Below are 22,646 nucleotides of genomic sequence, written 5' to 3' on the forward strand. Positions count from 1 at the left end.
AAGCTGACATTCATCAGGAGCAATGTAATGCTCGGACAAGTCCATGATCCCGACCTGCACTTGCTGCGGCTGTTCGTCACTGTAGTCGAGGCAGGTGGCTTCAGCGCCGCTCAAGGCGTGCTGGGCCTGAGCCAGCCCACCATCAGCCAGCGCATGGCCCAACTGGAGGCACGCTTGGGTTACCGCCTGTGCAGCCGCGGCAAAGGTGGTTTTCGCCTGACGGAAAAAGGTGAACTGCTATTGGACGCGGCGCGTGGGCTACTGCTGAACATCGAGCAGTTTCGCCAGCAGGCCAACGGCGTTGCCGGGCGGCTGCTGGGAACTGTGCGCATCGGCATGGCGGAAAATCAGGACAAGGCGGTGAGCCTGAAACTGGCGGCGGCCATTGCGGCATTTCGCAGGCGAGAGGAATCGGTGCAACTGGAGCTTGTCAGTGCACCGCCGGCGGAGCTGGAACGGCTGTTGCTGGAGCAGCGGCTGGACTATGCCATCAGCTACTTTTCCGGCAACCAGGCGGCCTTTGATTACCAGCCCTTGTTCGCCGAGCGACAGCGGCTGTATTGCGGCAGGGGGCATGTGCTGTACGGCGAAACGGATGTTGGGCTTGAGCGGTTGCTGGACATGGACCAGGTGCGCCATCCGTACCGTTTTCTCAAAGGGGGCGAACCGTTCCAGAGCAGACGCAGCACGGCAGTGGCGGAGCAGATCGAAAGCGTGCTGACGTTCATTCTGTCGGGACAGCATATTGGCTACTTGCCATGCCACTGTGCACAGGGCTGGGAGGCCGAGGGGCTGTTATGGGCGCTGGACCCTGAGCTTGATTTTGGGGTGCCGTTCACCCTGGCCCGGCACCGGGCACAGGGGGTTGGCGAGGCAGCCCATGTATTTGCGCAGGATTTGCTGGCGGCGTTTGCCTGAACCGGCCCCTTCGCGGGTAAACCCGCTCCTACGCCGGATCGGGGGTGGACACAGGTCGGTGGCTGGGCACAGGCACCGTCGTGTAGGAGCGGGTTTACCCGCGAAGAGGCCGGCCCTGCTGGCCAATTTCCACCAGGCGTTCACCGTTGCCGCCGCTACCGTATTCGCGGGTAAACCCGCTCCTACGCCGGATCGGGGGTGGACACAGGTCGGTGGCTGGGCACAGGCCGTCGTGTAGGAGCGGGTTTACCCGCGAAGAGGCCGGCCCTGCTGGCCAATCTCCACCCGCCGTTCACCCACCCGCCGTTCACCGTTGCCGCCGCGAACAGGCCCGTTCAGGCCACCACAATCAGTAAGCCATGCTCCAGCTCAGCGTGTAGGTACGCCCGCGCCCCTGGTAGTCATACAGATACGCCGGCCCGTAGGTCGGCGAATAGAACAACGTCGCGCGCTGTCCCCATACCGTGCTGTACTGCTTGTCCAGCAGGTTCTGGATACCGGCGCTGAAGGTGCCGAAACCGGTGTCCTGGCTGCCCAGCAGGTCGAAGGTGGTGTAGCCGTCAATCTCGTGATCGGCATCGTCCTTCAGGCTGAAGGCATGGTTGGCCTGCAACCGTGCACTGCGGCCATCGGCCTTCCAGCCGACGAACGCGGTGGCCTTGGATAACGAAGCGTATCGGGCATCGCGCTTGATCCAGCCGCCGTCGGCGGCCTCTTCCTCGGAGCGTGTCATGTGCAATGTGCCGCCAGCTTCCCAGCCGGTCTGGAAGTGCCGGGTCAGTGCCCCTTCAAAGCCGAAGTCGCGGCTTTTCTGATCTTCCACGTCAATGGTCAGCGTTTGCGAATCGACGTTGATGATCTTGTCCGACCAGATGTAGTACAGCGCTGCCTGTGCATCCCAGTCCAGGTCGGCATAGCGCCAGCCCAATTCCACCTGGCGGCTCTTAATACCGGCCAACGGGTTATCGGCGACACTCAGGCCCGGCTTGCCGTAGTACTTGGCCGGGTCAGGCAGGTCGAAGCCTTCGCCATAGTTGCTCCACACCTGGTGGCCGTTCTTGAAGTCGTAGATGGCACCGACGTTGAACAGGTTGACCTGATAGTCGTTGCTGCCGCCCGGCACGCCCTTGAAGTCACTGACGTCCACGTCCATCTGCTGGCGCCGGGCGCCACCGGACAACGTCAGGTTGTCAGTGGCATGCCAGTCCAGCTGGGCATATACCGACACCCCATCCACCCGATAGCTGGGGTAGCGTGCGGCCTTGCTGTCCTTTTCCAGCTCCAGGCCACCCGACTCGGACGAAGTCTGGGCGTTGAAGGTGGTCTGCTCGGCATTGAAGCGCTCGCGGTCCAGGTCAACGCCGTAGGTCAGCTTCAGCGCATCCCACTGTTTGGCAAACAGGCCCTTGAGGCTGGTGACCTCGAAGTTCTGCTGCGAGGCGGCAAAGTACACTCCGCGCGAGCCGGTGGGTGTGGCACGGTTGTAGTACGGGAACGGGTAGAAGTTGTCGTCTTCCTTGCGGTACGAAGCCTGCAGGTAGAAGTCCTGGCCCAGCACGTCGGTGTGGTGGTAATTGGCATTGAGCAGCAGACGCCGCGTGCGCGGCTCCAGGTCCGATGAATAACCGCTGCGCAGCTCGGCGTCTTCCAGGTCGGATGGCGCGTTGTAGTTCAGGTTGGGGAAGTAGATACCCGTGCTGCCGTGGTTTCCCGAGTCGTAGTACTGGGCCAACAGGTCGAGGCTCTGCTGGTCGTTCAACTGCAGGCCCAAGGTACCGAGTACGTCGATGGTGCGGTTGTACTGCAGGTCGGTCTGGGTGTTGTCGATGAAGATCTGGTCGCCAGCACCATCGTAGAAGGCTTCGTTCTGCTCACCGGAAACCCCCAACCGGGCATTGACCCGCTCGTTGCCGCCGCTGACCGACTGGGCGAAGCGCGTAGCCAGGTCGTCGCTGTTGTTGAGACCGCTGCTGGCCCCCAGCTGGGTCTCGAAGCGCGCCGGGCCGGGTTCGCCCTTCTTGGTCACGATGTTGATGATGCCGCCGGTGGCACCACCGCCGTAGATGGCGCTGGCGCCAGACAGCACTTCGACGCGCTCGACGTTGAACGGCGAAATACTGTCGAACTGGCGCGACAGGCCGCGTGAGCTGTTCTGGCTGACCCCGTCGATCATCACCAGCACGTTGCGCCCGCGCATGTTCTGGCCGTAATTGGTGCGCCCTTCCGGCGCCAGGTCAAGGCCCGGCACCAGCTTGCCGATGGCTTCCTTCAGGCTGACGCCACTGTCGATCTGCTCACGCAATTGCTGCTGGTCCACTACCCAGACGGTTCCGGGGATTTCGCTGATTGCGGTGCTGGTGCGCGAGGCTACGCTGACTTCGATCGGCTTGAGGTTGACCGCCTGCGGCGCGGCCGCGGCCTTGCGCAGCGTGATGGTGCGAGCCTCGCTGAACTGCCAGCTCATGCCACTGCCGGCCAGCAACTGCTGCAGGGCCTGCTCGACACTGTAGTTGCCCTGCAACGCCGGGCTGACCTGGCCGGCGACATCGCCAGTGGTGTACAGCAGGTGCAGGCCGGCCTGGTCGGCGAAGGTGGTCAGCGCCTGGTCCAGCGGCTGGGCGGGCAGGTCGAGCTGGACCTGACGGGCCTGCATCTGGGTCTGTTCGGCAGTTGTCGCAGCCCCTGCGTGCAGGGGGCCGAGCAACAGGGCCAAGGCACTGCAAGACATCAAGGCATGGTGAAGTAGACCGCAACGGCGGTGCAAGGGCTTGAGCATCAGAGGCACGAATGAGCTTCCTGACAAGTCGTAAATGAGAATGGGTTGCTGATCAGTCTCACTACGACGATCTGGCTTGCAGGAACTTGCAGTGCCAAATGAAAAATATTTTTATTTCTGTCCGGCCTCTTCGCGGGCAAGCCCGCTCCTACAACGACTGCGCCCGCCTGAATATCGTGCGACCTGTGCAGGAACGGGCAAGCCCGCTAAGAGGACGGCACAAGCTCATCAATGCACCACGGCCAACCACGGCAGGTAGGTCACCTTCAGGCCATATCGCTGCTCCAACGTCCGCAACAGGGCCTCAGGTTCATCCAGGTCGAACACCCCGCTCACCTCCATCGCAGCCAGCTTGCTATCGGACAACACAATGCGCCCATGCCGGTATCGCTCAAGCTCCATCAGCACCTGCCCCAGCGGCTTGCCGTTGAAGATCAGCTTGCCCCGCTGCCAGGCCATCTGCGTGACGGCATCGGTCGCCACCGCCAGTTCATGTTCACCCACCTTGGCTTCACCGCGAGCCAGCACGACGTGGCCATCGCGCTGCACGCTGAAGGTGGCAGCATTGCCCTGCACCCGCGCACCGGCCGTTTCGACCACAAACGGACGTGAATCATCAGCGGTCTCGAACAGTGCCTCACCCGCATCGAGCACCACACGCCGCTCATGCTTGCTGAACGCCACGCTCAAGGCGCTGGCGCTGTTCAGCGTCACCCGTGTGCCATCTGTCAGGGTAATGACCTGCCGCTCGCCCACGGCGGTGTGATAATCGGCCAGCAGCATCGGGGCTTGCTGCCAACCCGCCACCGCGGCGACCAGCAATACCACCGATGCCGCCACACCCGCCTGTTTCAGTCGGCCGCGGCAATGGCGCAGGGCCTGGCCGATGTACTTTGCCACCATGCTCTCGGAAACCCCCAGGCGTTGAGCAACCTGCTTCTGGGTCAGGCCCTCGACACGGTTGAGCAACAGCGCCTGGCGGGCATTGTCGGGCAACTGCAACAGCGCCTGGTCAAGAATCTGCAAGCGCTCGCGGGCCAGCAACGCCGCCTCGGGTGCCGGTGCCGGGCAGGCCACCTCACTGGCTCCGTCGCTGTCGTCGTGGCTGGCAGCGATGCGTTGCTCACGGCGCAAGGCGTCAATTGCCAGGTTGCCGGCCACGCGGAAGATGAAACTGCGCGCGTGCAACACAGGCACTGCCTGCTCGTCGATGTTCACCAGCTTCAGGTAGGTTTCCTGCGCCACGTCGGCCGCGCGCTGGCGGTCGCTCATGCGTCGCGTCAGAAACTGCAGCAGGTCGTCGTAGTGCTCCTGGAAACTTGCCAGCAGGCCCGACATGGGTGAAGTCAGCATGATTGGGGAACAGCCAGTAAGAGAGGTTATCGAGCGTTAATGAGAAACAGTATCTTTCATATCAACCGATACTTTCAACGTCGACGCGCATTTGCCACACTGCCAGCTCCACTCCGGCAAGGTCACAGCCCATGACTGCCCGTCTGTACCGCTATACCCGTCTGTTCCTGGTCCTGCTGCTGGCCTGTGGCCTGGCGGCCTGTGCGCTGTTCCAGCCACGTGACCCGGTGAACATCAGCGTGATCGGCATCGAACCACTGCCCGGGCAAGAGCTGGAACTGCGCATGGCGGTGAAAATGCGGGTGCAGAACCCCAATGAGGCACCGATCGATTACAACGGCATCGCCTTGAACCTGGAAGTGAACGGCCAGCCGCTGGCCGCCGGGGTCAGCGACCAGCAGGGGCACATTGGCCGTTACGACGAAGCAGTGATCGTGGTGCCGGTCAGCATCACGGCGTTTTCCTTCCTGCGCCAGGCCTATGGGCTAGGCAAACTGGACTCGCTGCAGGGGCTGCCCTACAAGCTGCGCGGCAAACTGGCCGGCGGGCCGCTGGGGACCGTGCGTTTTACCGATGAAGGCAAGCTGGACCTGCCCAAGGGCACCTACTGGTAAGCACCCGGCGGGTGTGCTCAGCGGTTGGCGCTGGCTGCGGCCATCAGCTTGTTGACTTCGCTGCGCACCATGCTGGCGTATTCAGGCGGGGTCATGCCGTCCAGTTCAGCGCGCACCCACTCGGCCCATTTGCCCTTGCGCCGTGGCTTTTCAGCAATCAGCCGGGCGGCTTCGCCCTTGGCTTTGCCCAGGTTGTTCTGCCACATCTCGAACAGCCGGGCCTTCTCTGCCTCGATCTGCGCCCGTTCCTCGAAGCTCATGTTGGCCAGATTGAAACTCATGAAGTTACCTGCAGGTTTGAAAATGGCCGCTATCTTACACCCAGGCAACCCATCATCGGAAAGCCGCCGCAACTTTCCCGACGTGGTGGCATCCATTGTTCACCCCCCCATTGACGAGGACGAGTTCATGGCCCGGAAAAACGCCACGCTGGCAGACAGCGATCAGATCAAGGACCAGGTATTCAGCGAACTGCAATCGCTGATAGAAGAATCGGAAAAACTGCTGAACGACAGTGCCGCCCTGGTCGGTGAAGAAGCAGAGACACTGCGCGCCCAGGTAAGCCTGAAGCTGCGCCAGGCACGCCAGGCGGCCAGCAACGTGCGCAACAAGGCGCAACCGGTGGTGGACGCCACTCAGGACTACATCGGCGGCCACCCCTGGCAGACCGTCGCCATTTCCGCCGGCCTCGGGCTGGTGGTGGGCCTGCTACTGGGCCGGCGCAATTAAAGACTGCGCCGCCTGGTGCACATCAGGCGGCCAAAGCCTGCGGGATGCCGCTGTGGAAGCGCAGCTCCTGGTCTGGTGACTGGATCAGCTCCATTTCCGCAGCGCGCACCAGCTCGACGCGGCGGGCAATGTCCGCCTCATCACCGTAGTTGTGCGCCAGTTTCAGATAACCCTGGTAGTGGCGCGCCTCGCTTTTCAGCAGCCCGTGGTAGAAGCGGCTCAGCTCCTCATCCAGATGCGGCACCAGCGCGGCAAAACGTTCGCAACTGCGCGCCTCGATGAACGCCCCCACCACCAGCGTATCCACCAGCTTGACCGGCTCGTGGGCGCGCACCAGCCGGCGCAACCCCGACGCATAACGCCCCGCCGACACCGGGCGCAACGGCACACCGCGACGCTTCATGAGGCGTAACACCTGTTCGTGATGCACCAGCTCCTCGCGGGCCAGGCGCGACATCATGTTGATCAGATCAAGGTGAGTGTTGTACTTGGCTATCAGGCTCAGGGCCGTGCTGGCAGCCTTGAACTCGCAGTTCTTGTGGTCGATCAGCAGGGTTTCCTGGTCGGCGAGTGCCGCTTCGATCCAGGCGTCTGGCGTCGGGCAGCCAAGAAAGGCGTCGATTTCGGGGATCAGGGACATAAGCGTACAACCACACAGAACAGGCAGGGTCGGCGATTATACCGGCGGCGGCTGGCGACGCCAGTGACTATGCTTGATGTACATCAAGCGCTAGAGGGGGAAGCGCCGACTATAGTCAGGCACTGGTCGCCATCATCGAAGGGAGTTAACGCCCATGCAAGCCGTCCGCAGCATCCTCGTCGTCCTCGACCCCACGCACGCCCATAGCCGGGCGCTTACGCGGGCCAAGCTGATCGCTGGTATCACCGGCGCACGCCTGCACTTGCTGATGTGCGACAAACGGCATGATCACAGTGCGCTGCTGAGCCTGCTGAGCAGCCAGTTGCATGATGACGGCTTCGACAATGTCACCCATGAAGAGGGCTGGCGCGACAACCTGCACGACACCATCATCTATGTACAGCAGGCCGAAGGCTGTGAACTGGTGATCAAGGATCACCGTCCGGACAACCCACTGAAAAAAGCCCTGCTCACCCCCAGCGACTGGAAGCTGCTGCGCCAATGCCCGTGTGCCGTGCTGATGGTCAAGAGCGAGCGGCCGTGGACCGGGGGCAAGATCCTGGCGGCGGTGGACGTGGGCAACCAGGACGAAGACCACCGCCGCCTGCATGCCAGCATCATCGACCACGGCTTCGAGATTGCCAAACTGGCCAAGGGAGAACTGCATGTCATCAGTGCCCACCCGTCGCCGATGCTGTCAGCGTCGGACCCGGCCTACCAGCTGAGCGATACGATCGAAAAACGCTACCGTGAAGCGTGCAAGGCGTTCCAGGCCGAATACGGCATAAGCGATGAGTGCCTGCACGTGGCCGAAGGGCCGGCGGATGTGTTGATTCCACATACCGAACAGAAGCTCGATGCAGTGGTGACAGTGATAGGCACGGTGTGCCGCACAGGGATTTCCGGGGCGTTGATCGGTAATACCTCGGAAGTGGTGCTGGATGCGCTGGAGGGCGATGTGCTGGTGCTCAAGAGCGAGGAAGCCATCGCCCACCTGGCGGAGCTGGCCCGCGGCTAAGTATGCAACATACAGGCCCCTTGTAGGAGCGGGTTCACCCGCGAATGCGTCATTGATTTCAACGCCAAATTCGCAGGCAAACCCGCCCCCAAGGTTCCGTTGCCGCCCGGGAATCTAGACCAACGCCTCCCGCACTTTTGGGTCAAGCCCCTCCCCCGCGTGGGCCTCGTTCCACTCTGCCAACTGCCGGAGCATCGCCGGCGTCCAGAAGCTCTTCATATGCTGCCGCACCCCTTGCACCGCCAGCGCCCGGTCTGGCTCGCTGTCGAAGTAATGGGCAATCTGGTTGGCCATCTTGACCAGGTTTTCGCTGCTCATCGGCGAACCTCGGCTTTCTCCGCAGTACGGCGCTCTTTCAGCAGGCGCTGCTGTTCATCACTGAAGTCCTGATAGCGCTTTTGCCATTGCGATGGCTGGAACACTTTCACCACTTCCACTGCCGTCACCTTGTACTCGGGGCAGTTGGTGGCCCAGTCGGAGTTGTCGGTGGTGATCACGTTGGCCCCCGACTCCGGGAAGTGGAAGGTGGTGTACACCACGCCCGGCGCCACGCGCGCACTGACCTTGGCACGCAGCACAGTCTGCCCGGCGCGGCTGCCGATACCGACCCAGTCACCATCTTGGATGCCACGGCTTTCAGCATCGGTCGGGTGGATCTCCAGGCGGTCGGCGTCATGCCAGGCGACGTTGCCGGTACGCCGGGTCTGGGCACCAACGTTGTACTGGCTAAGAATGCGCCCGGTGGTCAGCAGCAACGGGTAGCGGTTGTTGACCTTTTCGTCGGTGGGAACGTAGCCGGTGAGCATGAAACGGCCCTTGCCACGCACGAACTGGTCGATGTGCATGGTCGGCGTGCCGTCTGGCGCGGCGTCGTTGCACGGCCACTGCAGGCTGCCGTGGCGGTCGATTTCAGCGTAGCTGACACGACGGAAGGTCGGCGTCAGGCGGGCGATCTCGTCCATGATCTCGGAAGGATGGCGGTAGTTCATCGGGTAGCCCAAGGCATTGGCCAGGGCCACGGTAGCTTCCCAGTCGGCCTTGCCGGCCAGAGGGTCCATGACCTTGCGCACCCGCGAAATACGCCGCTCGGCGTTGGTGAAGGTGCCGTCCTTTTCCAGGAACGAACTGCCCGGCAGGAACACATGGGCGAACTTGGCAGTTTCGTTGAGGAAGATGTCCTGCACCACCACGCACTCCATGGCGAGCAAGGCCGCCGTGACGTGCTGGGTGTTGGGGTCGCTCTGGGCGATGTCCTCACCCTGGCAGTACAGCGCCTTGAAGCTGCCATCCAGCGCCGCTTCGAACATGTTGGGAATGCGCAGACCCGGGTCGGGCTGCAAGGTCACGCCCCAGGCCTGTTCGAACTCGGCACGCACGCCCTCGTTGGAGACATGCCGGTAGCCGGGCAGCTCGTGGGGGAACGAGCCCATGTCACACGAGCCCTGCACGTTGTTCTGCCCGCGCAGCGGGTTCACCCCTACCCCTTCACGGCCGATGTTGCCGGTGGCCATGGCCAGGTTGGCAATGCCCATCACTGCGGTACTACCTTGGCTGTGCTCGGTCACGCCCAAGCCGTAGTAGATGGCCGCGTTGCCGCCGGTGGCATACAGCCTGGCCGCAGCGCGGATCTGCTCAGCAGGCACGCCACAAACCGGGCCGAGCACCTCGGGGGCGTTCTCTGGCAGGCTGACGAAGTCGCGCCAACGGGCGAAGTCTTCGGTTTCGCAGCGGGCATCGATGAAGCGCTGGGCCAGCAGGCCCTCGGTAACGATCACGTGGGCCAGGGCGTTGAGCATGGCCACGTTGGTGCCCGGGCGCAGTTGCAGGTGCAGGTCGGCGCGGGCGTGCGGCGAGTCGACCAGGTCGATGCGCCGTGGGTCGATCACGATCAGCCTCGCCCCCTGGCGCAGGCGGCGCTTGAGTTGCGAGCCGAACACCGGGTGGGCGTCGGTGGGGTTGGCGCCGATCACCAGTACAACGTCGGCCTGCATGACCGAGTCGAAGCTTTGTGTGCCGGCCGACTCACCCAGGGTCTGCTTCAGGCCATAACCGGTGGGCGAATGACACACCCGTGCGCAGGTGTCGACGTTGTTGTTGCCAAACGCCGTGCGCACCAGTTTCTGCACCAGATAGGCTTCTTCGTTGGTACAACGGCTGGAGGTGATGCCGCCGATGGAGTCGCGCCCGTACTTGAGCTGGATGCGGCGGAACTCGCTGGCGGCGTAGGTCACGGCCTCGTCCCAGCTGACTTCCTGCCACGGGTCTTCCAGGCGCTTGCGGATCATCGGTTTGGTGATGCGGTCCGGGTGGGTGGCGTAACCCCAGGCAAAGCGGCCCTTGACGCAGGCGTGGCCGTGGTTGGCGCCACCGTTCTTGTCCGGGACCATGCGCACCAGCTGGTCACCCTTGATTTCGGCGCGGAACGAGCAGCCAACGCCGCAGTAGGCGCAGGTGGTAATGACCGAACGCTCAGGCTGGCCAAGCTGCACCAGGCTTTTTTCCGTCAGGGTCGCGGTTGGGCAGGCCTGCACGCAGGCACCGCACGACACGCATTCGGATGCAAGGAAGTTTTCACCACCCGCTGCCGCCACCCGCGATTCGAAACCACGCCCGGTGATGGTCAGGGCAAACGTACCCTGGATGTCTTCGCAGGCGCGCACACAGCGGCTGCAGACGATGCACTTGCTTGGCTCGTAGTCGAAATACGGGTTGGAAACGTCTTTTTTCTCGTCCAGGTGGTTGGCGCCGTCATAGCCGTAGCGCACCTCACGCAGGCCCACCTGGCCGGCCACGGTCTGCAGCTCGCAGTTGCCGTTGGCCGAACAGGTCAGGCAGTCCAGCGGGTGGTCGGAAATGTACAGCTCCATCACGTTGCGACGCAGGCCGGCCAGGCGCGGAGTTTCGGTGCGCACCACCATGCCTTCACTGACTGGCGTGGTGCAGGATGCCGGGTAGCCGCGCATGCCTTCGATTTCCACCATGCACATGCGGCAGGAGCCGAAGGCTTCGAGGCTGTCGGTGGCGCACAGCTTGGGGATACTGGTGCCCAGCATGGCGGCGGCGCGCATGACCGAGGTGCCAGCAGGCACGCTGATGGCACGGCCGTCGATGCTCAGGCTGACCTGCACTTCGCTTTCGCGGGCCGGTGTGCCCAGATCGGTTTCCGGGTCGAAGAAATTGATCACTGTGCGGCCTCCGTGGTGGTCAGCCCAAAATCGGCGGGGAAGTACTTGAGCGCGCTGGCCACCGGATAGGCAGTCATACCGCCCATGGCGCACAGCGAGCCGTACTGCAGGGTGTCGCACAGGTCGCGCAGCAACAGCGCCTGGTCGTGACGCTCGGTGATGTCGCTGGTGGCGATCAGCCGGTCGACCACTTCCATGCCCCGGGTGGAGCCGATGCGGCACGGGGTGCACTTGCCACAGGACTCTTCGGCACAGAACTGCAGGGCGAAACGCGCCATGCTGGCCATGTTCAGCGTATCGTCGGCCACCACGACACCGCCGTGGCCGAGCATCGCGCCCACGGCGGCAAACGCTTCATAGTCCAATGGGGTATCGAAATGGCTGGGGGGTACCCAGGCACCAAGCGGGCCACCGACCTGCGCGGCCTTCAACGGCCGGCCACTGGCTGTGCCACCGCCATAGCCTTCCACCAGCTCGCGCAGGGTCAGGCCAAACGCGCGCTCTACCAGGCCACCCTGGCGGATGTTGCCGGCCAGCTGGAACGGCATGGTGCCCAGCGAGCGGCCCATGCCGAAATCGCGATAGAACGCTGCACCCTTGGCCAGAATGATGGGCACCGAGGCCAGGGTAAGCACGTTGTGCACCAGCGTTGGCAGGCCGAACAGCCCTTGCAGCGCAGGCAGCGGTGGCTTGGCGCGGACGATGCCACGCTTGCCTTCGATGGATTCGAGCAGCGCGGTTTCTTCGCCGCAAATATAGGCGCCGGCGCCCACCCGCACCTCCAGGTCGAACGCCTGGCCGCTGCCGGCGACGTCAGCCCCCAGGTAGCCAGCGTCACGCGCGATGGCGAAGGCCTGGTCGAGTACCCGGATGGCGTCGGGATACTCCGAGCGCACATAGATGTAGCCCTTGTCGGCACCCACGGCGAGGCCGGCAATGATCATGCCCTCGATCAGCAGGAAGGGGTCGCCCTCCATCAGCATGCGATCAGCGAACGTGCCCGAGTCACCCTCGTCGGCGTTGCACACCACGTACTTCTGCCCGGCACCAGCGTCACGCACGGTGCGCCACTTGATGCCGGCCGGGAACGCCGCGCCACCACGGCCACGCAGCCCGGAATCGAGCACTGCTGCAACCACTTCGGCACCGTCCAGCGCAACGGCAGCCTCGAGGCCCGCGAACCCGCCATTGGCACGATAGTCGTCCAGCGACAATGGCCGGGTGATGCCAGCGCGAGCGAACAGCAGGCGTTGCTGGGTCTTGAGATAGGGTATTTCTTCGACCGGCCCCAGTGCCAGCGAGTGGCCGCCGGGTTCGCCCGCCAGGGCATCAAGCAGTGACGGCGCATCGTGTGGCGTAACCGGACCGAAACCCAGGCGCCCTTGCGCACTGTCGCACTCGATCAGCGGCTCCAGCCAGTAAAGCCCGCGCGAGCTGGTGCGCTGGATGTCCAGCGGCAACTGGCGGCGCTCGGCCTCGCGCAGCAGGGCCTCGGCAACCTGGTCGGCACCCACGGCGCGGGCAACCGAATCACAGGGAATATACAGCTTCAGCATGCTGAGTCCTCCTGGCAACCGTTGACCAAGTCCCGCAGACGCTCAGGGGTGAGGCGCGCGTGCACCTGGCCGTCCAGCTCCAGCGCGGGCGAGCAGGCACAGGCACCCAGGCAGTACACCGGGCGCAGGCTAATGGCCCCGTCGGCGCTGGTACCATGGTCGTCTAGTGCCAACTGTTCACGCAATTGTGCGGCCAGGGCTTCGGCGCCACGGCTCTGGCACGACTCGGCAAGGCACAGGCGCAGGGTGTGGCGAGCGGGCGGCGCGGTGCGGAAGTCGTGATAGAAACTGATAACCCCACGCACTTCAGCCAGGCTGAGGTTGAGTGCATGGGCGATCTCGGGGACCGAGGCATCAGGGATGTAACCAATCTCGTGCTGTACGGCATGCAGGATCGGCAACAGGGCACCTGGGGTGTCCTTGTCGCGGTCCAGAATACGCTGGATCACAGGCAGGTGGAGCAATTCATCAGGCATACAGCGGACCTCGGCATCACGGACCCTGCCTGAGTTTTTGAAAGGGCAGGTTTCCGGCGTGTTCTGCTGCGGCGCACCGTCCACGTCACAGTTGCGTGGGACTGGCGGCCTCCTCGCCCACGGCCGCACGTCTGCGCGCACTGATCCTTGGGCATCCTGCTAGCATGGCACTTGTAGCGCCGAAGGGTTGCATACGAGCGACCAGGCGCATTCTGAAACCGACGCACGTGTTTGCGCCCCGGCATCATCTGCCGCGGCTTGCCGATCAGGTGGGTCTTGAAACCATCGTTGCATGCACCAGGCCCTCGAAACCGGACCTGGCCCATTGCCGGGCCAGCCAGACGGCAGCCCCGGCAATGGGCTGCCATCCAGCATGGCCAGGGGGCAAAGCGCGACTGAATTCAGTCGGTAGACTGCACCGCCTCGGTGTCGGCGGCGGGGGCCGGAGCCTGGGCCTGGGCCTTTGACTTCGCACGATTGCGTCGGTCCTGGCTGCGTTGCCGCGCAGCTTGCTGCTTGGCATGCAGCGCCTGAGCGGCGGTCACGGTACCTGCAGCCTGACCGTTGAGGTCAAGGCGCGGTGCATTCTCCACCATGCTCGCCCAGTATCGAGCGCCACGGCACCAGGTCGAAATGCCCAGTTTGAGCTGTTCGCGGGTCAGCCCAAGCAGCTCCAGGTGTTGCTCGGCATCCTTGAAAATGCCCTCCTTGAGCGGCACCTTGGGGGCCGGGTTGACCGGGAAAGCCAAGGGAAAATGCTTCTGCAGTGGCCAGATCGCTGCCACCGCCGGGTCCATCTCGCGCGGCTTCGCCTGCGGGGGCGACTTGCGCTTGGGCGGTTTCGCGCTATCGGCCTTTACCTGCCCTTTTTCCGCCCGCAGGCGGTCTCGTAGCTCAGCTAGTTGTTCAAAACCCATTGTTCATTCACTGCTTCGAAGTTGATTGCGTGGTGCAAGGATACCCCATGCAGCCAGCACATTGCTTGCAGGCCAACTTTCCCGGCTAGCCGAGGCACAACGCACATGCCTGTACGACGGCCTTCAGCTGAACACCCAAAGCACGCGTGTGGGCTTGTCGGTCAGGTTGGCGTAACGAAAACGGGCGTGAGGTTGCAGCTGAAAACTGTCATTGGCGTGCAGCGTGACCGGCTCAGCATCACCCAACCACACGGTCAGTTCGCCTTCGAGCACGAAGCAGCCCTGCTCCGAGCTGTCGTCCAGGTACTCCTCGCCACTGCTGGCCCCCGGCTGCAAATGGCTATCGAGCATGGAGAACGCGCCCGTTATCGAGGGCGATGCCAGCACATCGGTGATGCCACCCGCCAGGTGCAGCGTGCGACGCTCGTGCGGGCGGGTGACCCAGTCGAGCTCGCGGGGTTTGTCCAGCTTGTAGAAGTAGGCTGTCGAAACACCGAGCTCTTCGCTGATGGCTGTGAGGTCGGCCACGGTCGGGCGTGATACGCCGCGTTCGACCTGGGACAGAAAGCCCACCGAACGGCCGATGCGCTGTGCAAGCTCGCCCAGTGTCAGGCCCTTGAACTTGCGCAGGTCGCGAATCAGTACTGCCAGGCCTTCGATTTCTTCGTGCACTTTCATGGTTGAATCGCGACTTTCAGACGGGAAATGGATGCCCGGAAAAGTACAGGATTCATTTCACAAAGCAAAATGCTTTGCGGGAGGTGCCGGAGGCGAGATGTACGATTGAGGCACCGATCGAGCACCGCGCGGGCGGCGCTCGATCTCACAGGTGCTGAGAACAGCTAACCAAGCGTTCTGCCCTTACCGAACAGCCTCATAGGTCAGGTCCAGGCACTTGCGGGCTTTCTCCACCAGCTCGTCGATCTCTTCGACACTGATCACCAGCGGTGGCGCGATGATCATGGTGTCGCCCACCGCGCGCATGATCAGGCCGTTGTCGAAGCAGTGCTGGCGACAGATCATGCCGACACCTTTGCCTTCATGACGGGCCCGGGTGGCCTTGTCTTTCACCAACTCGATCGCCCCGAGCATACCCAGGCCGCGCACTTCGCCTACCAGCGGGTGGTCGGCCAGTTCGCGCAGGCGTTGCTGCAGATAAGGCGCGGTTTTATCGTGCACCTGCTGGATGATCTGCTCGTCGCGCAGGATCCGCAGGTTCTCCAGGCCCACCGCTGCCGCCACCGGGTGGCCGGAATAGGTAAAACCGTGGTTGAAGTCGCCGCCTTCGCTGATGACCTTGGCCACCTCGTCACGCACGATCACCCCACCCATGGGGATGTAGCCGGAGGTCAGGCCCTTGGCGATGGTCATCAGGTCAGGCTTGAGGTCGTAGTAATCGGTGCCGAACCACTCACCGGTACGGCCGAACCCGCAGATCACTTCGTCGGCGACGAAGAGGATGTCGTACCTGGCCAGGATTTCCTTGATCTTCGGCCAGTACGTCTGCGGCGGAATGATCACGCCACCGGCGCCCTGGATCGGCTCGGCGATGAAAGCGGCAACGTTGTCCACGCCAATTTCGAGGATCTTCTTCTCCAATTGCTCGGCCGCCCACACGCCGAAGTCGGCCTCGGTCATGTCGCCGCCTTCGCCGAACCAGTATGGCTGCGGGATGTGCACGACATCCGGGATCACCCCGCCCTGCTGGTGCATGCCACTCATGCCACCCAACGCTGCGCCCGCCACGGTAGAGCCGTGGTAGCCGTTGATACGGCCAATAATGACCTTCTTGTTCTTCTGGCCCTTCAGCGCCCAGTAATGGCGGACCATGCGCACCACGGTGTCGTTGCCTTCGGAGCCGGAGCCAGTGAAGAACACGTGGTTCATGCCTTGCGGGGCCACCTCGGCGATGGCCTTGGCCAGCTCCAGCGCAGGCGGGTGCGCGGTCTGGAAGAACAGGTTGTAGTAAGGCAGCTGCTTCATCTGCTGGCTGGCGACCTCGGCCAGCTCATCGCGGCCATACCCGACTGCCACGCACCACAGGCCGGCCATGCCATCGAGAATCTTGTTGCCCTCGCTGTCCCACAGGTACACGCCCTTGGCCGAGGTGATGATGCGCGGGCCTTTCTCGGCCAGTTGCCTGACATCACTGAACGGGGCCAGGTGATGGTCGCGGCTCATGGTTTGCCAGGCAAGGGTCTGCGAATTCTGTTCACTCATTGACTTCACTCCATCAAGTTTCGCAGCCATGCTGCGAGGGTACTTTTTACAGGTGGGAAAGGTCGCTGCTCAGGCAGACAGCAACAGCCTCTGACGCAGGACCGAGCGATGCCGGCAGGCCTTGCCAAAGGACTGGAAGATGGCCAGGTAATGTGGGTTATCCATGACCTGGAACTCGGGGTGCCATTGCACGGCCAGGGCAAAACCCTTGCTGTTTTCGACCGAAACCGCTTCCACCAGGCCATCGGGCGCCAGCGCTTCCACCCTCAGCCCGGGGGCCAATACGTCGATGCCTTGGCCGTGGATGGAATTGACGTCGAATATCGCCGGCAAGCCCATGCGGTCGAGCATGCCGCCAGGCTCTACATGAAGCGTGTGGCGCGGCCCATATTGCTTGTCGAGGGGCTCATCCTTGCCTTCGCGGTGGTCCATGAACATGCCGGTCTCGTGGACCTTCTGGTGCAGTGTGCCACCCAGCGCCACGTTCATTTCCTGGAAGCCACGGCAAATGCCGAGTATCGGTACGCCGGCGGCGATGGCCGCGCGCATCAGCGGCAACGTGGTGGCATCGCGCAGAGGGTCGTGATGGGTGCCCGCAGCACTGGCCGGGCCGTTGTAGTGGTGCGGCTCGATGTTGGACGGCGAACCGGTGAAGATCAGCCCATCCACCACATCGAGAATATCGGCGCTGTCCATCAGCTCACCGAGGCTGGGAATGACGATGGGCAGCCCACACGCTGCCTTGGCTGCCGCGCGCGCGTACTTTTCGCTGATGGTCTGGGTTGCATGCAGCCCAATCATGCTGGTGCATGCGGTAATGCCAATCACGGGCACACGTGGCATATCTTCCTCCGGCAAATCCATATTGCGCGTTGTATTGAAACGGTAGAAAGGGAGCGTGCAGCGTCGCTGCACCTACAGGAACCAGCGGTATTCGCGGGCATCGATGTGGTGCATGAAGTCCAGCTGCTCCTGGTATTTGTTTTCGCAATAGACCATCACGAACTCGCTGCCCAGGCCTTCGTTGACCACTGGGTGGTGACGCATGGCGGCCAAGGCGCTGAGGGCATCCTTGGGGAAGTCGATGCCGCTCTGGCGGTTGTCGTTCAGCGGGGCGATGGGCTCCACGCCGCGGTCCAGGCCATGCTCCATCCCGGTCAAAATGGCCGCCAGTACCAGATACGGGTTGGCGTCGGCGCCAGCTAGGCGGTGCTCGATGCGCAGGTTGCGCGGGTCGGACTCGGGGATACGGATGCACGCGTCACGGTCTTCGAACCCCCAGCTGGCCTTGCTCGCCGCGTTGACCATGGCGCCATAACGTCGGTAGGCATTGTGGTTGGGGGCAAAGATCGGCATGCAGTGCGGCAGCAGTTCCAGGCAGCCTGCCACCGCATGGCGCAGCTTGCGCTGTTCACTTCCCGCCAGGAGGTTATTGCCGGCGGCGTCGTACAGGCTGACGTGCACATGCATGCCGCTGCCTGGCGCGTCCAGGTAGGGCTTGCTCATGAAGCTGGCACGGTAGCCGTGCTTCATCGCGATACCGCGGGTACTGCGGCAGAACAGTGCCGACCAGTCCGCCGCACTGAGGGCATCGTCGCTGTGGGAGAAGTTGATCTCGAACTGGCCTGGGCCCAACTCTGCGGTGATGACGTTCGCCGGTACGCCCTGCTCGTTGGCGCCGTCGACCATCTCGTGCAGGACCGACGAGAAGCGCGACAGCCGCTCGATGTGCATGTTCGGCTGATCGTCTTCATCCCCGGTTGCCGTGTCGCGTGGATACTGTGGCAGGCCGTTATCAAGCTTGCGGTCGAACAGGTAGAACTCCAGCTCGAATGCCACCACCGGGCGGATGCCACGTTTGGCCAGACGCTGAAGCACACGCGCCAGCACTTCACGGGGCTCGAACTCGATCGGCTTTGCAGTGCCGTCGGACGTGATCAGCATCTGGGCGATCACTTCCTTTTCCCAGCGCACCGGCTTCAGCGTACCCGGCACCAGGCGCCGGGCGGCATCCGGGTCGCCGTCGGCGAAGCAATAGTCCCCAATCGGGTAAAGGCCACCCTGGGTACCCAGCAGCACGCAGTTCTGCGGCAGCTTCAGTGGCGCACCGGCTGCGACTTTTTCCAGCATGTCCATGGGGTAGCGCTTGCCGTAGAAGTGCCCGGGGATGTCCAGCGCAATCAGGTCGACATAGCGAATTGCCGGGTGTTCTGCTCGGAACGAGCGCACTTCAGCCAGCAGATCCGGAAAGATGACACTCATCTTCTTATCCTTGTGAGGTGAACGAATTCAATTGAAGACCCAGAGCACACGGGTGGCTTTATCCGTCAGGTTGGCGTAACGGAACGGCGCATGGGGTTGCAGCTGGAAGCAGTCGTTGGCCTGCAGGGTCACGGCATCGCCCTGGTCCAGCCACACCGTGAGTTCGCCCTCGAGCACGAAACAGCCCTGTTCGGAACGGTCGCTCAAGTACGCCTCCCCACTGGTGGCGCCCGGCTCGAGATGGCTGTCGAGCATGGCGAAGGCGCCTGCGATGGTCGGCGAAGCCAGCACGTCGGTGCTGCCCGACTCCAGGTACAGCGTGCGCCGCTCGTGGGGACGCGTGACCCAGCCGATGCTGCGGGGCTTGCTCAGGTTGTAGAAGTACGCGGTTGATACGCCGAGCGCTTCGCTGATAGCGGTGAGGTCTGCCACGGTCGGGCGCGAAACGCCGCGCTCGACCTGGGAGAGAAAACCCACCGAGCGGTTGATGCGCCCGGCCAGTTCACCCAAGGTCAGGTTCTTGAATTTGCGCAGGTCGTGAATAAGGATCGCGAGGGCTTCAACCTCTTCGTGCATCTTCATCGTTTCGGACTGCCGTGAAATTTTTAGAGTTATTTTTCATGAAAATTTACATGAAATTTTTCACGCGTCAAGGCAAACGATGGAAATGTGCAGCCGTCAACAGAGGGATTGCTGCGCAGCGTGCCGGATTGGCTGCGGTGGCGCGGGTTTCTTTACAGGCGCTCGGCGAGTAGCCTCGTGGGTGAATTCCTCCAGCCCGACCACGCCCATCGCCATGCCAAACGGTTTCCCTGATTTGCCCTCGCTCAATGCGCTACGTGTGTTCGAAGTGGTTGCCCGCCACCTGAACTTCCGCCTGGCCGCCGAAGAGCTGGGGGTGACCCAGGCGGCAGTGGCACAGCAGATACGCGGGCTGGAAGCGAGCCTGGACCTTCGCTTGTTCGAGCGCCTGCCCCGGGGCCTGGCACTGACCGATGCGGGCCTGGGCTACAGCGGCAGCATTCGCAGTGCCTTGGCGATGATCGACGAAGCAACCCGCCTGCTGCGGCCACAGGCGGCTCACCTGACGGTCAGCGTGACACCGACCTTTGCCTCCAAATGGCTCATTCCCCGGCTGGGCAACTTTGCGCAAAGCTATCCGGACATCGATTTACGTGTACTGGCCACAGATCGGCTGTCCCACTTCAATACTGACGGCGTGGATATCGCAGTCCGCTATGGCAAGCCCGACTTCGGTGCGGGTTTGAACAGCGAACTGTTGATGGACGAGCGTATCGTCGCCGTGGCCAGCCCAACGTTGTTCGAAGCCGGCAAAGCCCCCGCCAGCTTCGAGCAGCTTCAAGCGTTCACCCTGCTTCACGATGCCCATGATTTCTGGCCTCGGTACCTCGCACAACTGTTCCCGCAGCACGGGCAAGCGACTGCCAAAAACCTGCGGTTCAATCAGACCTCATTGGCCATCGATGCGGCCATCAGTGGTCAGGGTATTGCGTTGGCAAGCCTGGCGTTCGTCAGTGATGACATCGTCGCCGGCAGGTTGACCCAGGTCTTCGCTCAGCAGCTCAGGCTCGATAAGGCGTTCTATCTTGTGTGGCCACGAAAGATGCAGCAGCCGGAGTCGCTAGGCATTGTCCGGCGCTGGTTCAAGCAACAAACAGGCAATAGTTAATCTACTGCATCAGTAAAGTTTAGCTGTCTCCCTCGCCGCCAATTCTGCTGCTAATTTTAGTGCTTCCAGGCAATCATCCATTCGCGTTACGGAGGCAGCATGTCAGTAGAAAAAGTTGCGATCATCACGGCAGGTGGCAGTGGTATGGGCGCGGCAGCGGCACAGCGCCTGGCCGCTGACGGGTTCAAGGTTGGCATCCTTTCCTCCTCGGGCAAGGGCGAAGCACTGGCTGCCGAGCTTGGCGGTGTGGGTGTAACCGGTAGCAACCAGTCGGTTGAGGACCTGAAACGCCTGGTCGATGCCGTGGTGGAAAAGTGGGGGCGCATCGACGTGCTGGTCAATAGCGCCGGCCATGGTCCGCGCGCGCCAATCCTGGAAATCAGCGACGAAGACTGGCACAAGGGCATGGACACCTATCTGCTCAATGTCATCCGCCCGACGCGCCTGGTAACGCCCTACATGCAGCGCCAGAAAGGGGGCGTGATCATCAACATTTCCACCGCCTGGGCGTTCGAGCCGATTGAGCTGTTCCCGACGTCTGCAGTGTTCCGCTCGGGCCTGGCCGCATTCACCAAAATCTTCGCCGACCAATTCGCCGGGGACAACGTGAGGATCAACAACGTCCTCCCCGGCTGGATCGACAGCCTGCCAGCCACCGAACAGCGCCGCGACAGCGTGCCGCTCAAACGCTATGGCACCCGCGAGGAAATCGCCGCCACCATCGCGTTTCTCGCCAGCGAAGGCGCTGCCTACATCACCGGGCAGAACATCAAGGTCGATGGCGGCGTGACACGTAGCGTTTGATTGTCTGTCGGCCCGCAGGCCAGTCGACTGAGCAGGCCAAGGCGTTTACGCTGGCGCTTTCCCACCTGCACGGAAGCGCCAATGACAGAGACATACCAAGGAAGCTGCCTGTGCGCAGCAGTCTCTTACCTGCTACTCACCCCACCCAAGGCAGTGAGCCACTGCCACTGCAGCCGGTGCCGCAAAAGTCACGGCGCCGCATTCGCTTCGTACGGCAGCATTCCGCGCGGTATGCTGCGAATACTGCGCGGCGCTGCCAGCATCAAGGCCTTCTCTTCATCACCGACGGTTACGCGCGAGTTCTGCACGGAGTGCGGCTCGACCTTGTTCTGGTCACGCGCCCAGGGTGAGTTTGCCGACTGGATTTCGATAGCGCTGGGAACGCTTGATACGCCGTTCCTGCCCAGGAAGCAGAAACATGTTCACGTCGACGCTGCTGCCCCTTGGTACTCACCCTGTAACCCTGACTGATCACCCAGCGCAGGACCAATAGAGCAATCACGGCTAGGCACCTCAGTGCCTGAACAACGGATGCTAGCGCTTACCGCACCTTCCAGAGATTCCGTTCGTTGACTGACTCACAGCACAACCCAAGCTACATGAAACGTTTCGAAACCGTGCTTGCCTACATCGACAGCCACCTCGAAGGTGACCTGTCAGTGAATGCCTTGAGCCGCATCGCCAACTTCTCGACGTTTCACTTCCATCGGCAGTTCACGGCCTACATGGGCGTTCCGGTTTCACGGTATGTGCAACTGATGAGGCTTCGACGCGCAGCGCATCAACTGGTCGCCTCGCCCGCGACGCCCATACTGGAGGCCGCATTCGGCGCCGGCTTCGAAAGCCCCGAAGCCTTTGCCAGAGCGTTCAGGCGCGCCTTCGGCATGGCGCCGAGCGCGTTCGCCAAGGCGCCGAACTGGCAGGCCTGGAGTGCGGTATTCAATGTTCCTCACCGATCCAGGAGTATCACCATGCAGATCCGTATCGTGAATTTCGCCGAAACCCGCGTGGCCGCGCTCGAACACCAGGGGCCGCCCGGCCTGGTCAGCGAAAGCGTCGCGCGTTTTCGCCAATGGCGCATGCAAAGCGGCCAGTCGCCTGTGGCCAGCAGCCGTACCTTCGGTATCCCCCACGACAACCCCGACACCACCCCGGCCCACGCCTTTCGCTTTGCCGTGTGCGGCGAGATAAAAGAGGCGGTGCAGCCCAACGATTTCGGCGTGCATGAACGGGTTATACCGGCAGGGCGTTGTGCCGTGATTCGACATACCGGCTCGCCTGACTACATTGGCGAAACCATCTACCCGCTATATCGTGACTGGCTGCCATCGAGCAACGAAGAACTGCGTGATCATCCGTTGTTCTTTCATTACCTGAGCGTCTATCCGGAAACACCACTGGAGCAATGGCAAACGGACATCTACGTGCCGCTGAAGTAGGCTGGGCCATGGGTAGCGGGCGTAGCCAACTTGGCCGGCCCAGGCGCAT

Annotated in this window: 22 protein-coding genes; 8 read left to right on the plus strand and 14 right to left on the minus strand. The window is 62.7% G+C overall.

Annotation, left to right across the window (positions count from 1 at the left end):
• Positions 1-27 precede the first annotated feature (27 nt).
• Complete coding sequence (locus INQ47_RS13660; protein ID WP_404701905.1) at positions 28-918, plus strand: LysR family transcriptional regulator; 891 nt, start codon at positions 28-30, stop codon at positions 916-918.
• Positions 919-1,267: 349 nt separating this feature from the next.
• On the opposite strand, the gene INQ47_RS13665 is transcribed toward INQ47_RS13660, so the two are convergent.
• Both INQ47_RS13665 and INQ47_RS13670 read right to left on the minus strand, forming a co-directional pair.
• Positions 1,268-3,694 (minus strand): TonB-dependent receptor, encoded by a 2,427-nt coding sequence (locus tag INQ47_RS13665; RefSeq protein WP_404701951.1) that lies wholly within the window; start codon positions 3,692-3,694, stop codon positions 1,268-1,270.
• A gap of 228 nt (positions 3,695-3,922) precedes the next feature.
• Positions 3,923-5,047, minus strand: a complete 1,125-nt coding sequence (locus INQ47_RS13670; protein WP_404701906.1) for a sigma-70 family RNA polymerase sigma factor — start codon at positions 5,045-5,047, stop codon at positions 3,923-3,925.
• Between the two features lie 131 nt (positions 5,048-5,178).
• On the opposite strand from INQ47_RS13670, the gene INQ47_RS13675 reads away from it, so the two are divergent.
• Positions 5,179-5,661, plus strand: coding sequence for an LEA type 2 family protein (locus tag INQ47_RS13675; RefSeq protein ID WP_252459343.1), 483 nt, complete (start codon positions 5,179-5,181; stop codon positions 5,659-5,661).
• Positions 5,662-5,678: 17 nt separating this feature from the next.
• On the opposite strand, the gene INQ47_RS13680 is transcribed toward INQ47_RS13675, so the two are convergent.
• Positions 5,679-5,942: a hypothetical protein gene (locus INQ47_RS13680; RefSeq protein ID WP_003248880.1), complete on the minus strand. Its 264-nt coding sequence runs from the start codon at positions 5,940-5,942 to the stop codon at positions 5,679-5,681.
• A gap of 22 nt (positions 5,943-5,964) precedes the next feature.
• Between INQ47_RS13680 and INQ47_RS13685 the strand changes: the two genes are divergently transcribed.
• Entirely contained in the window at positions 5,965-6,390 is a 426-nt protein-coding gene (locus tag INQ47_RS13685) for a YqjD family protein (protein WP_404701907.1), read from the plus strand.
• Between the two features lie 22 nt (positions 6,391-6,412).
• Here the strand turns inward: INQ47_RS13685 and INQ47_RS13690 are convergent, their stop codons facing one another.
• Positions 6,413-7,030 carry a tRNA-(ms[2]io[6]A)-hydroxylase gene (locus INQ47_RS13690; protein WP_021785374.1) on the minus strand — a complete coding sequence of 206 codons (618 nt, stop codon included), beginning with the start codon at positions 7,028-7,030 and terminating at the stop codon, positions 6,413-6,415.
• A gap of 154 nt (positions 7,031-7,184) precedes the next feature.
• On the opposite strand from INQ47_RS13690, the gene INQ47_RS13695 reads away from it, so the two are divergent.
• Positions 7,185-8,048 carry a universal stress protein gene (locus INQ47_RS13695; RefSeq protein ID WP_252459341.1) on the plus strand — a complete coding sequence of 288 codons (864 nt, stop codon included), beginning with the start codon at positions 7,185-7,187 and terminating at the stop codon, positions 8,046-8,048.
• 114 nt (positions 8,049-8,162) lie between these two features.
• On the opposite strand, the gene INQ47_RS13700 is transcribed toward INQ47_RS13695, so the two are convergent.
• From INQ47_RS13700 to INQ47_RS13745, 10 genes are all read right to left on the minus strand, one after another.
• Positions 8,163-8,366: a formate dehydrogenase subunit delta gene (locus INQ47_RS13700; protein ID WP_021785376.1), complete on the minus strand. Its 204-nt coding sequence runs from the start codon at positions 8,364-8,366 to the stop codon at positions 8,163-8,165.
• A complete protein-coding gene (gene fdhF, locus INQ47_RS13705) occupies positions 8,363-11,233 on the minus strand; it encodes a formate dehydrogenase subunit alpha (protein ID WP_252459340.1) in 2,871 nt (956 codons plus the stop codon). Before fdhF ends, INQ47_RS13700 begins: the two co-directional genes overlap by 4 nt.
• Positions 11,230-12,789, minus strand: a complete 1,560-nt coding sequence (locus INQ47_RS13710) for a formate dehydrogenase beta subunit (RefSeq protein ID WP_404701908.1) — start codon at positions 12,787-12,789, stop codon at positions 11,230-11,232. Before INQ47_RS13710 ends, fdhF begins: the two co-directional genes overlap by 4 nt.
• On the minus strand, positions 12,783-13,265 hold the full coding sequence (locus tag INQ47_RS13715; RefSeq protein WP_028697582.1) for a formate dehydrogenase subunit gamma: 483 nt from the start codon (positions 13,263-13,265) through the stop codon (positions 12,783-12,785). The genes INQ47_RS13710 and INQ47_RS13715 overlap by 7 nt, the downstream gene beginning before the upstream one ends.
• Positions 13,266-13,666: 401 nt before the next feature.
• Positions 13,667-14,182, minus strand: coding sequence for a ProQ/FinO family protein (locus tag INQ47_RS13720; RefSeq protein ID WP_021785380.1), 516 nt, complete (start codon positions 14,180-14,182; stop codon positions 13,667-13,669).
• Between the two features lie 123 nt (positions 14,183-14,305).
• A complete protein-coding gene (locus INQ47_RS13725) occupies positions 14,306-14,860 on the minus strand; it encodes a helix-turn-helix domain-containing protein (protein ID WP_010953167.1) in 555 nt (184 codons plus the stop codon).
• Positions 14,861-15,043: 183 nt separating this feature from the next.
• Positions 15,044-16,402: an aspartate aminotransferase family protein gene (locus tag INQ47_RS13730; protein ID WP_103444015.1), complete on the minus strand. Its 1,359-nt coding sequence runs from the start codon at positions 16,400-16,402 to the stop codon at positions 15,044-15,046.
• Between the two features lie 69 nt (positions 16,403-16,471).
• Positions 16,472-17,245 (minus strand): gamma-glutamyl-gamma-aminobutyrate hydrolase family protein, encoded by a 774-nt coding sequence (locus tag INQ47_RS13735; RefSeq protein ID WP_021785382.1) that lies wholly within the window; start codon positions 17,243-17,245, stop codon positions 16,472-16,474.
• Between the two features lie 72 nt (positions 17,246-17,317).
• Positions 17,318-18,664, minus strand: a complete 1,347-nt coding sequence (locus tag INQ47_RS13740) for a glutamine synthetase family protein (RefSeq protein WP_021785383.1) — start codon at positions 18,662-18,664, stop codon at positions 17,318-17,320.
• A 27-nt stretch (positions 18,665-18,691) separates the two neighbouring features.
• Positions 18,692-19,246, minus strand: a complete 555-nt coding sequence (locus tag INQ47_RS13745) for a helix-turn-helix domain-containing protein (RefSeq protein WP_404701909.1) — start codon at positions 19,244-19,246, stop codon at positions 18,692-18,694.
• Between the two features lie 214 nt (positions 19,247-19,460).
• Between INQ47_RS13745 and INQ47_RS13750 the strand changes: the two genes are divergently transcribed.
• From INQ47_RS13750 to INQ47_RS13765, 4 genes are all read left to right on the plus strand, one after another.
• Positions 19,461-20,354 carry a LysR substrate-binding domain-containing protein gene (locus INQ47_RS13750; protein ID WP_404701952.1) on the plus strand — a complete coding sequence of 298 codons (894 nt, stop codon included), beginning with the start codon at positions 19,461-19,463 and terminating at the stop codon, positions 20,352-20,354.
• A 99-nt stretch (positions 20,355-20,453) separates the two neighbouring features.
• Positions 20,454-21,158, plus strand: coding sequence for an SDR family oxidoreductase (locus tag INQ47_RS13755; protein WP_103444012.1), 705 nt, complete (start codon positions 20,454-20,456; stop codon positions 21,156-21,158).
• 81 nt (positions 21,159-21,239) lie between these two features.
• Positions 21,240-21,629, plus strand: a complete 390-nt coding sequence (locus tag INQ47_RS13760) for a GFA family protein (RefSeq protein ID WP_080671174.1) — start codon at positions 21,240-21,242, stop codon at positions 21,627-21,629.
• A gap of 128 nt (positions 21,630-21,757) precedes the next feature.
• The gene (locus tag INQ47_RS13765; protein WP_252459331.1) at positions 21,758-22,597 is read left to right on the plus strand and encodes a GyrI-like domain-containing protein; all 840 of its coding nucleotides are present in this window, start codon (positions 21,758-21,760) and stop codon (positions 22,595-22,597) included.
• Positions 22,598-22,646: the final 49 nt, after the last annotated feature.

Source organism: Pseudomonas sp. 3HC3 (assembly GCF_044904505.1).
Taxonomy (GTDB): Bacteria; Pseudomonadota; Gammaproteobacteria; order Pseudomonadales; family Pseudomonadaceae; genus Aquipseudomonas; species Aquipseudomonas putida_Y.

Excerpts from the sequence above, each read along its gene's own strand:
- INQ47_RS13740 (WP_021785383.1), bottom strand. The coding sequence starts at position 18,664 with ATGAGTGTCATCTTTCCGGATCTGCTGGCTGAAGTGCGCTCGTTCCGA.
- INQ47_RS13695 (WP_252459341.1), top strand. The coding sequence starts at position 7,185 with ATGCAAGCCGTCCGCAGCATCCTCGTCGTCCTCGACCCCACGCACGCC.
- INQ47_RS13765 (WP_252459331.1), top strand. The coding sequence starts at position 21,758 with ATGAAACGTTTCGAAACCGTGCTTGCCTACATCGACAGCCACCTCGAA.
- INQ47_RS13750 (WP_404701952.1), top strand. The coding sequence starts at position 19,461 with ATGCCAAACGGTTTCCCTGATTTGCCCTCGCTCAATGCGCTACGTGTG.
- INQ47_RS13700 (WP_021785376.1), bottom strand. The coding sequence starts at position 8,366 with ATGAGCAGCGAAAACCTGGTCAAGATGGCCAACCAGATTGCCCATTAC.
- INQ47_RS13690 (WP_021785374.1), bottom strand. The coding sequence starts at position 7,030 with ATGTCCCTGATCCCCGAAATCGACGCCTTTCTTGGCTGCCCGACGCCA.
- INQ47_RS13735 (WP_021785382.1), bottom strand. The coding sequence starts at position 17,245 with ATGCCACGTGTGCCCGTGATTGGCATTACCGCATGCACCAGCATGATT.
- INQ47_RS13670 (WP_404701906.1), bottom strand. The coding sequence starts at position 5,047 with ATGCTGACTTCACCCATGTCGGGCCTGCTGGCAAGTTTCCAGGAGCAC.
- INQ47_RS13720 (WP_021785380.1), bottom strand. The coding sequence starts at position 14,182 with ATGGGTTTTGAACAACTAGCTGAGCTACGAGACCGCCTGCGGGCGGAA.
- INQ47_RS13760 (WP_080671174.1), top strand. The coding sequence starts at position 21,240 with ATGACAGAGACATACCAAGGAAGCTGCCTGTGCGCAGCAGTCTCTTAC.
- INQ47_RS13660 (WP_404701905.1), top strand. The coding sequence starts at position 28 with ATGCTCGGACAAGTCCATGATCCCGACCTGCACTTGCTGCGGCTGTTC.
- INQ47_RS13730 (WP_103444015.1), bottom strand. The coding sequence starts at position 16,402 with ATGAGTGAACAGAATTCGCAGACCCTTGCCTGGCAAACCATGAGCCGC.
- INQ47_RS13755 (WP_103444012.1), top strand. The coding sequence starts at position 20,454 with ATGTCAGTAGAAAAAGTTGCGATCATCACGGCAGGTGGCAGTGGTATG.
- INQ47_RS13710 (WP_404701908.1), bottom strand. The coding sequence starts at position 12,789 with ATGCTGAAGCTGTATATTCCCTGTGATTCGGTTGCCCGCGCCGTGGGT.
- INQ47_RS13675 (WP_252459343.1), top strand. The coding sequence starts at position 5,179 with ATGACTGCCCGTCTGTACCGCTATACCCGTCTGTTCCTGGTCCTGCTG.
- INQ47_RS13715 (WP_028697582.1), bottom strand. The coding sequence starts at position 13,265 with ATGCCTGATGAATTGCTCCACCTGCCTGTGATCCAGCGTATTCTGGAC.
- INQ47_RS13725 (WP_010953167.1), bottom strand. The coding sequence starts at position 14,860 with ATGAAAGTGCACGAAGAAATCGAAGGCCTGGCAGTACTGATTCGCGAC.
- INQ47_RS13665 (WP_404701951.1), bottom strand. The coding sequence starts at position 3,694 with ATGCTCAAGCCCTTGCACCGCCGTTGCGGTCTACTTCACCATGCCTTG.
- INQ47_RS13685 (WP_404701907.1), top strand. The coding sequence starts at position 5,965 with ATGGCCGCTATCTTACACCCAGGCAACCCATCATCGGAAAGCCGCCGC.
- INQ47_RS13745 (WP_404701909.1), bottom strand. The coding sequence starts at position 19,246 with ATGAAGATGCACGAAGAGGTTGAAGCCCTCGCGATCCTTATTCACGAC.
- INQ47_RS13680 (WP_003248880.1), bottom strand. The coding sequence starts at position 5,942 with ATGAGTTTCAATCTGGCCAACATGAGCTTCGAGGAACGGGCGCAGATC.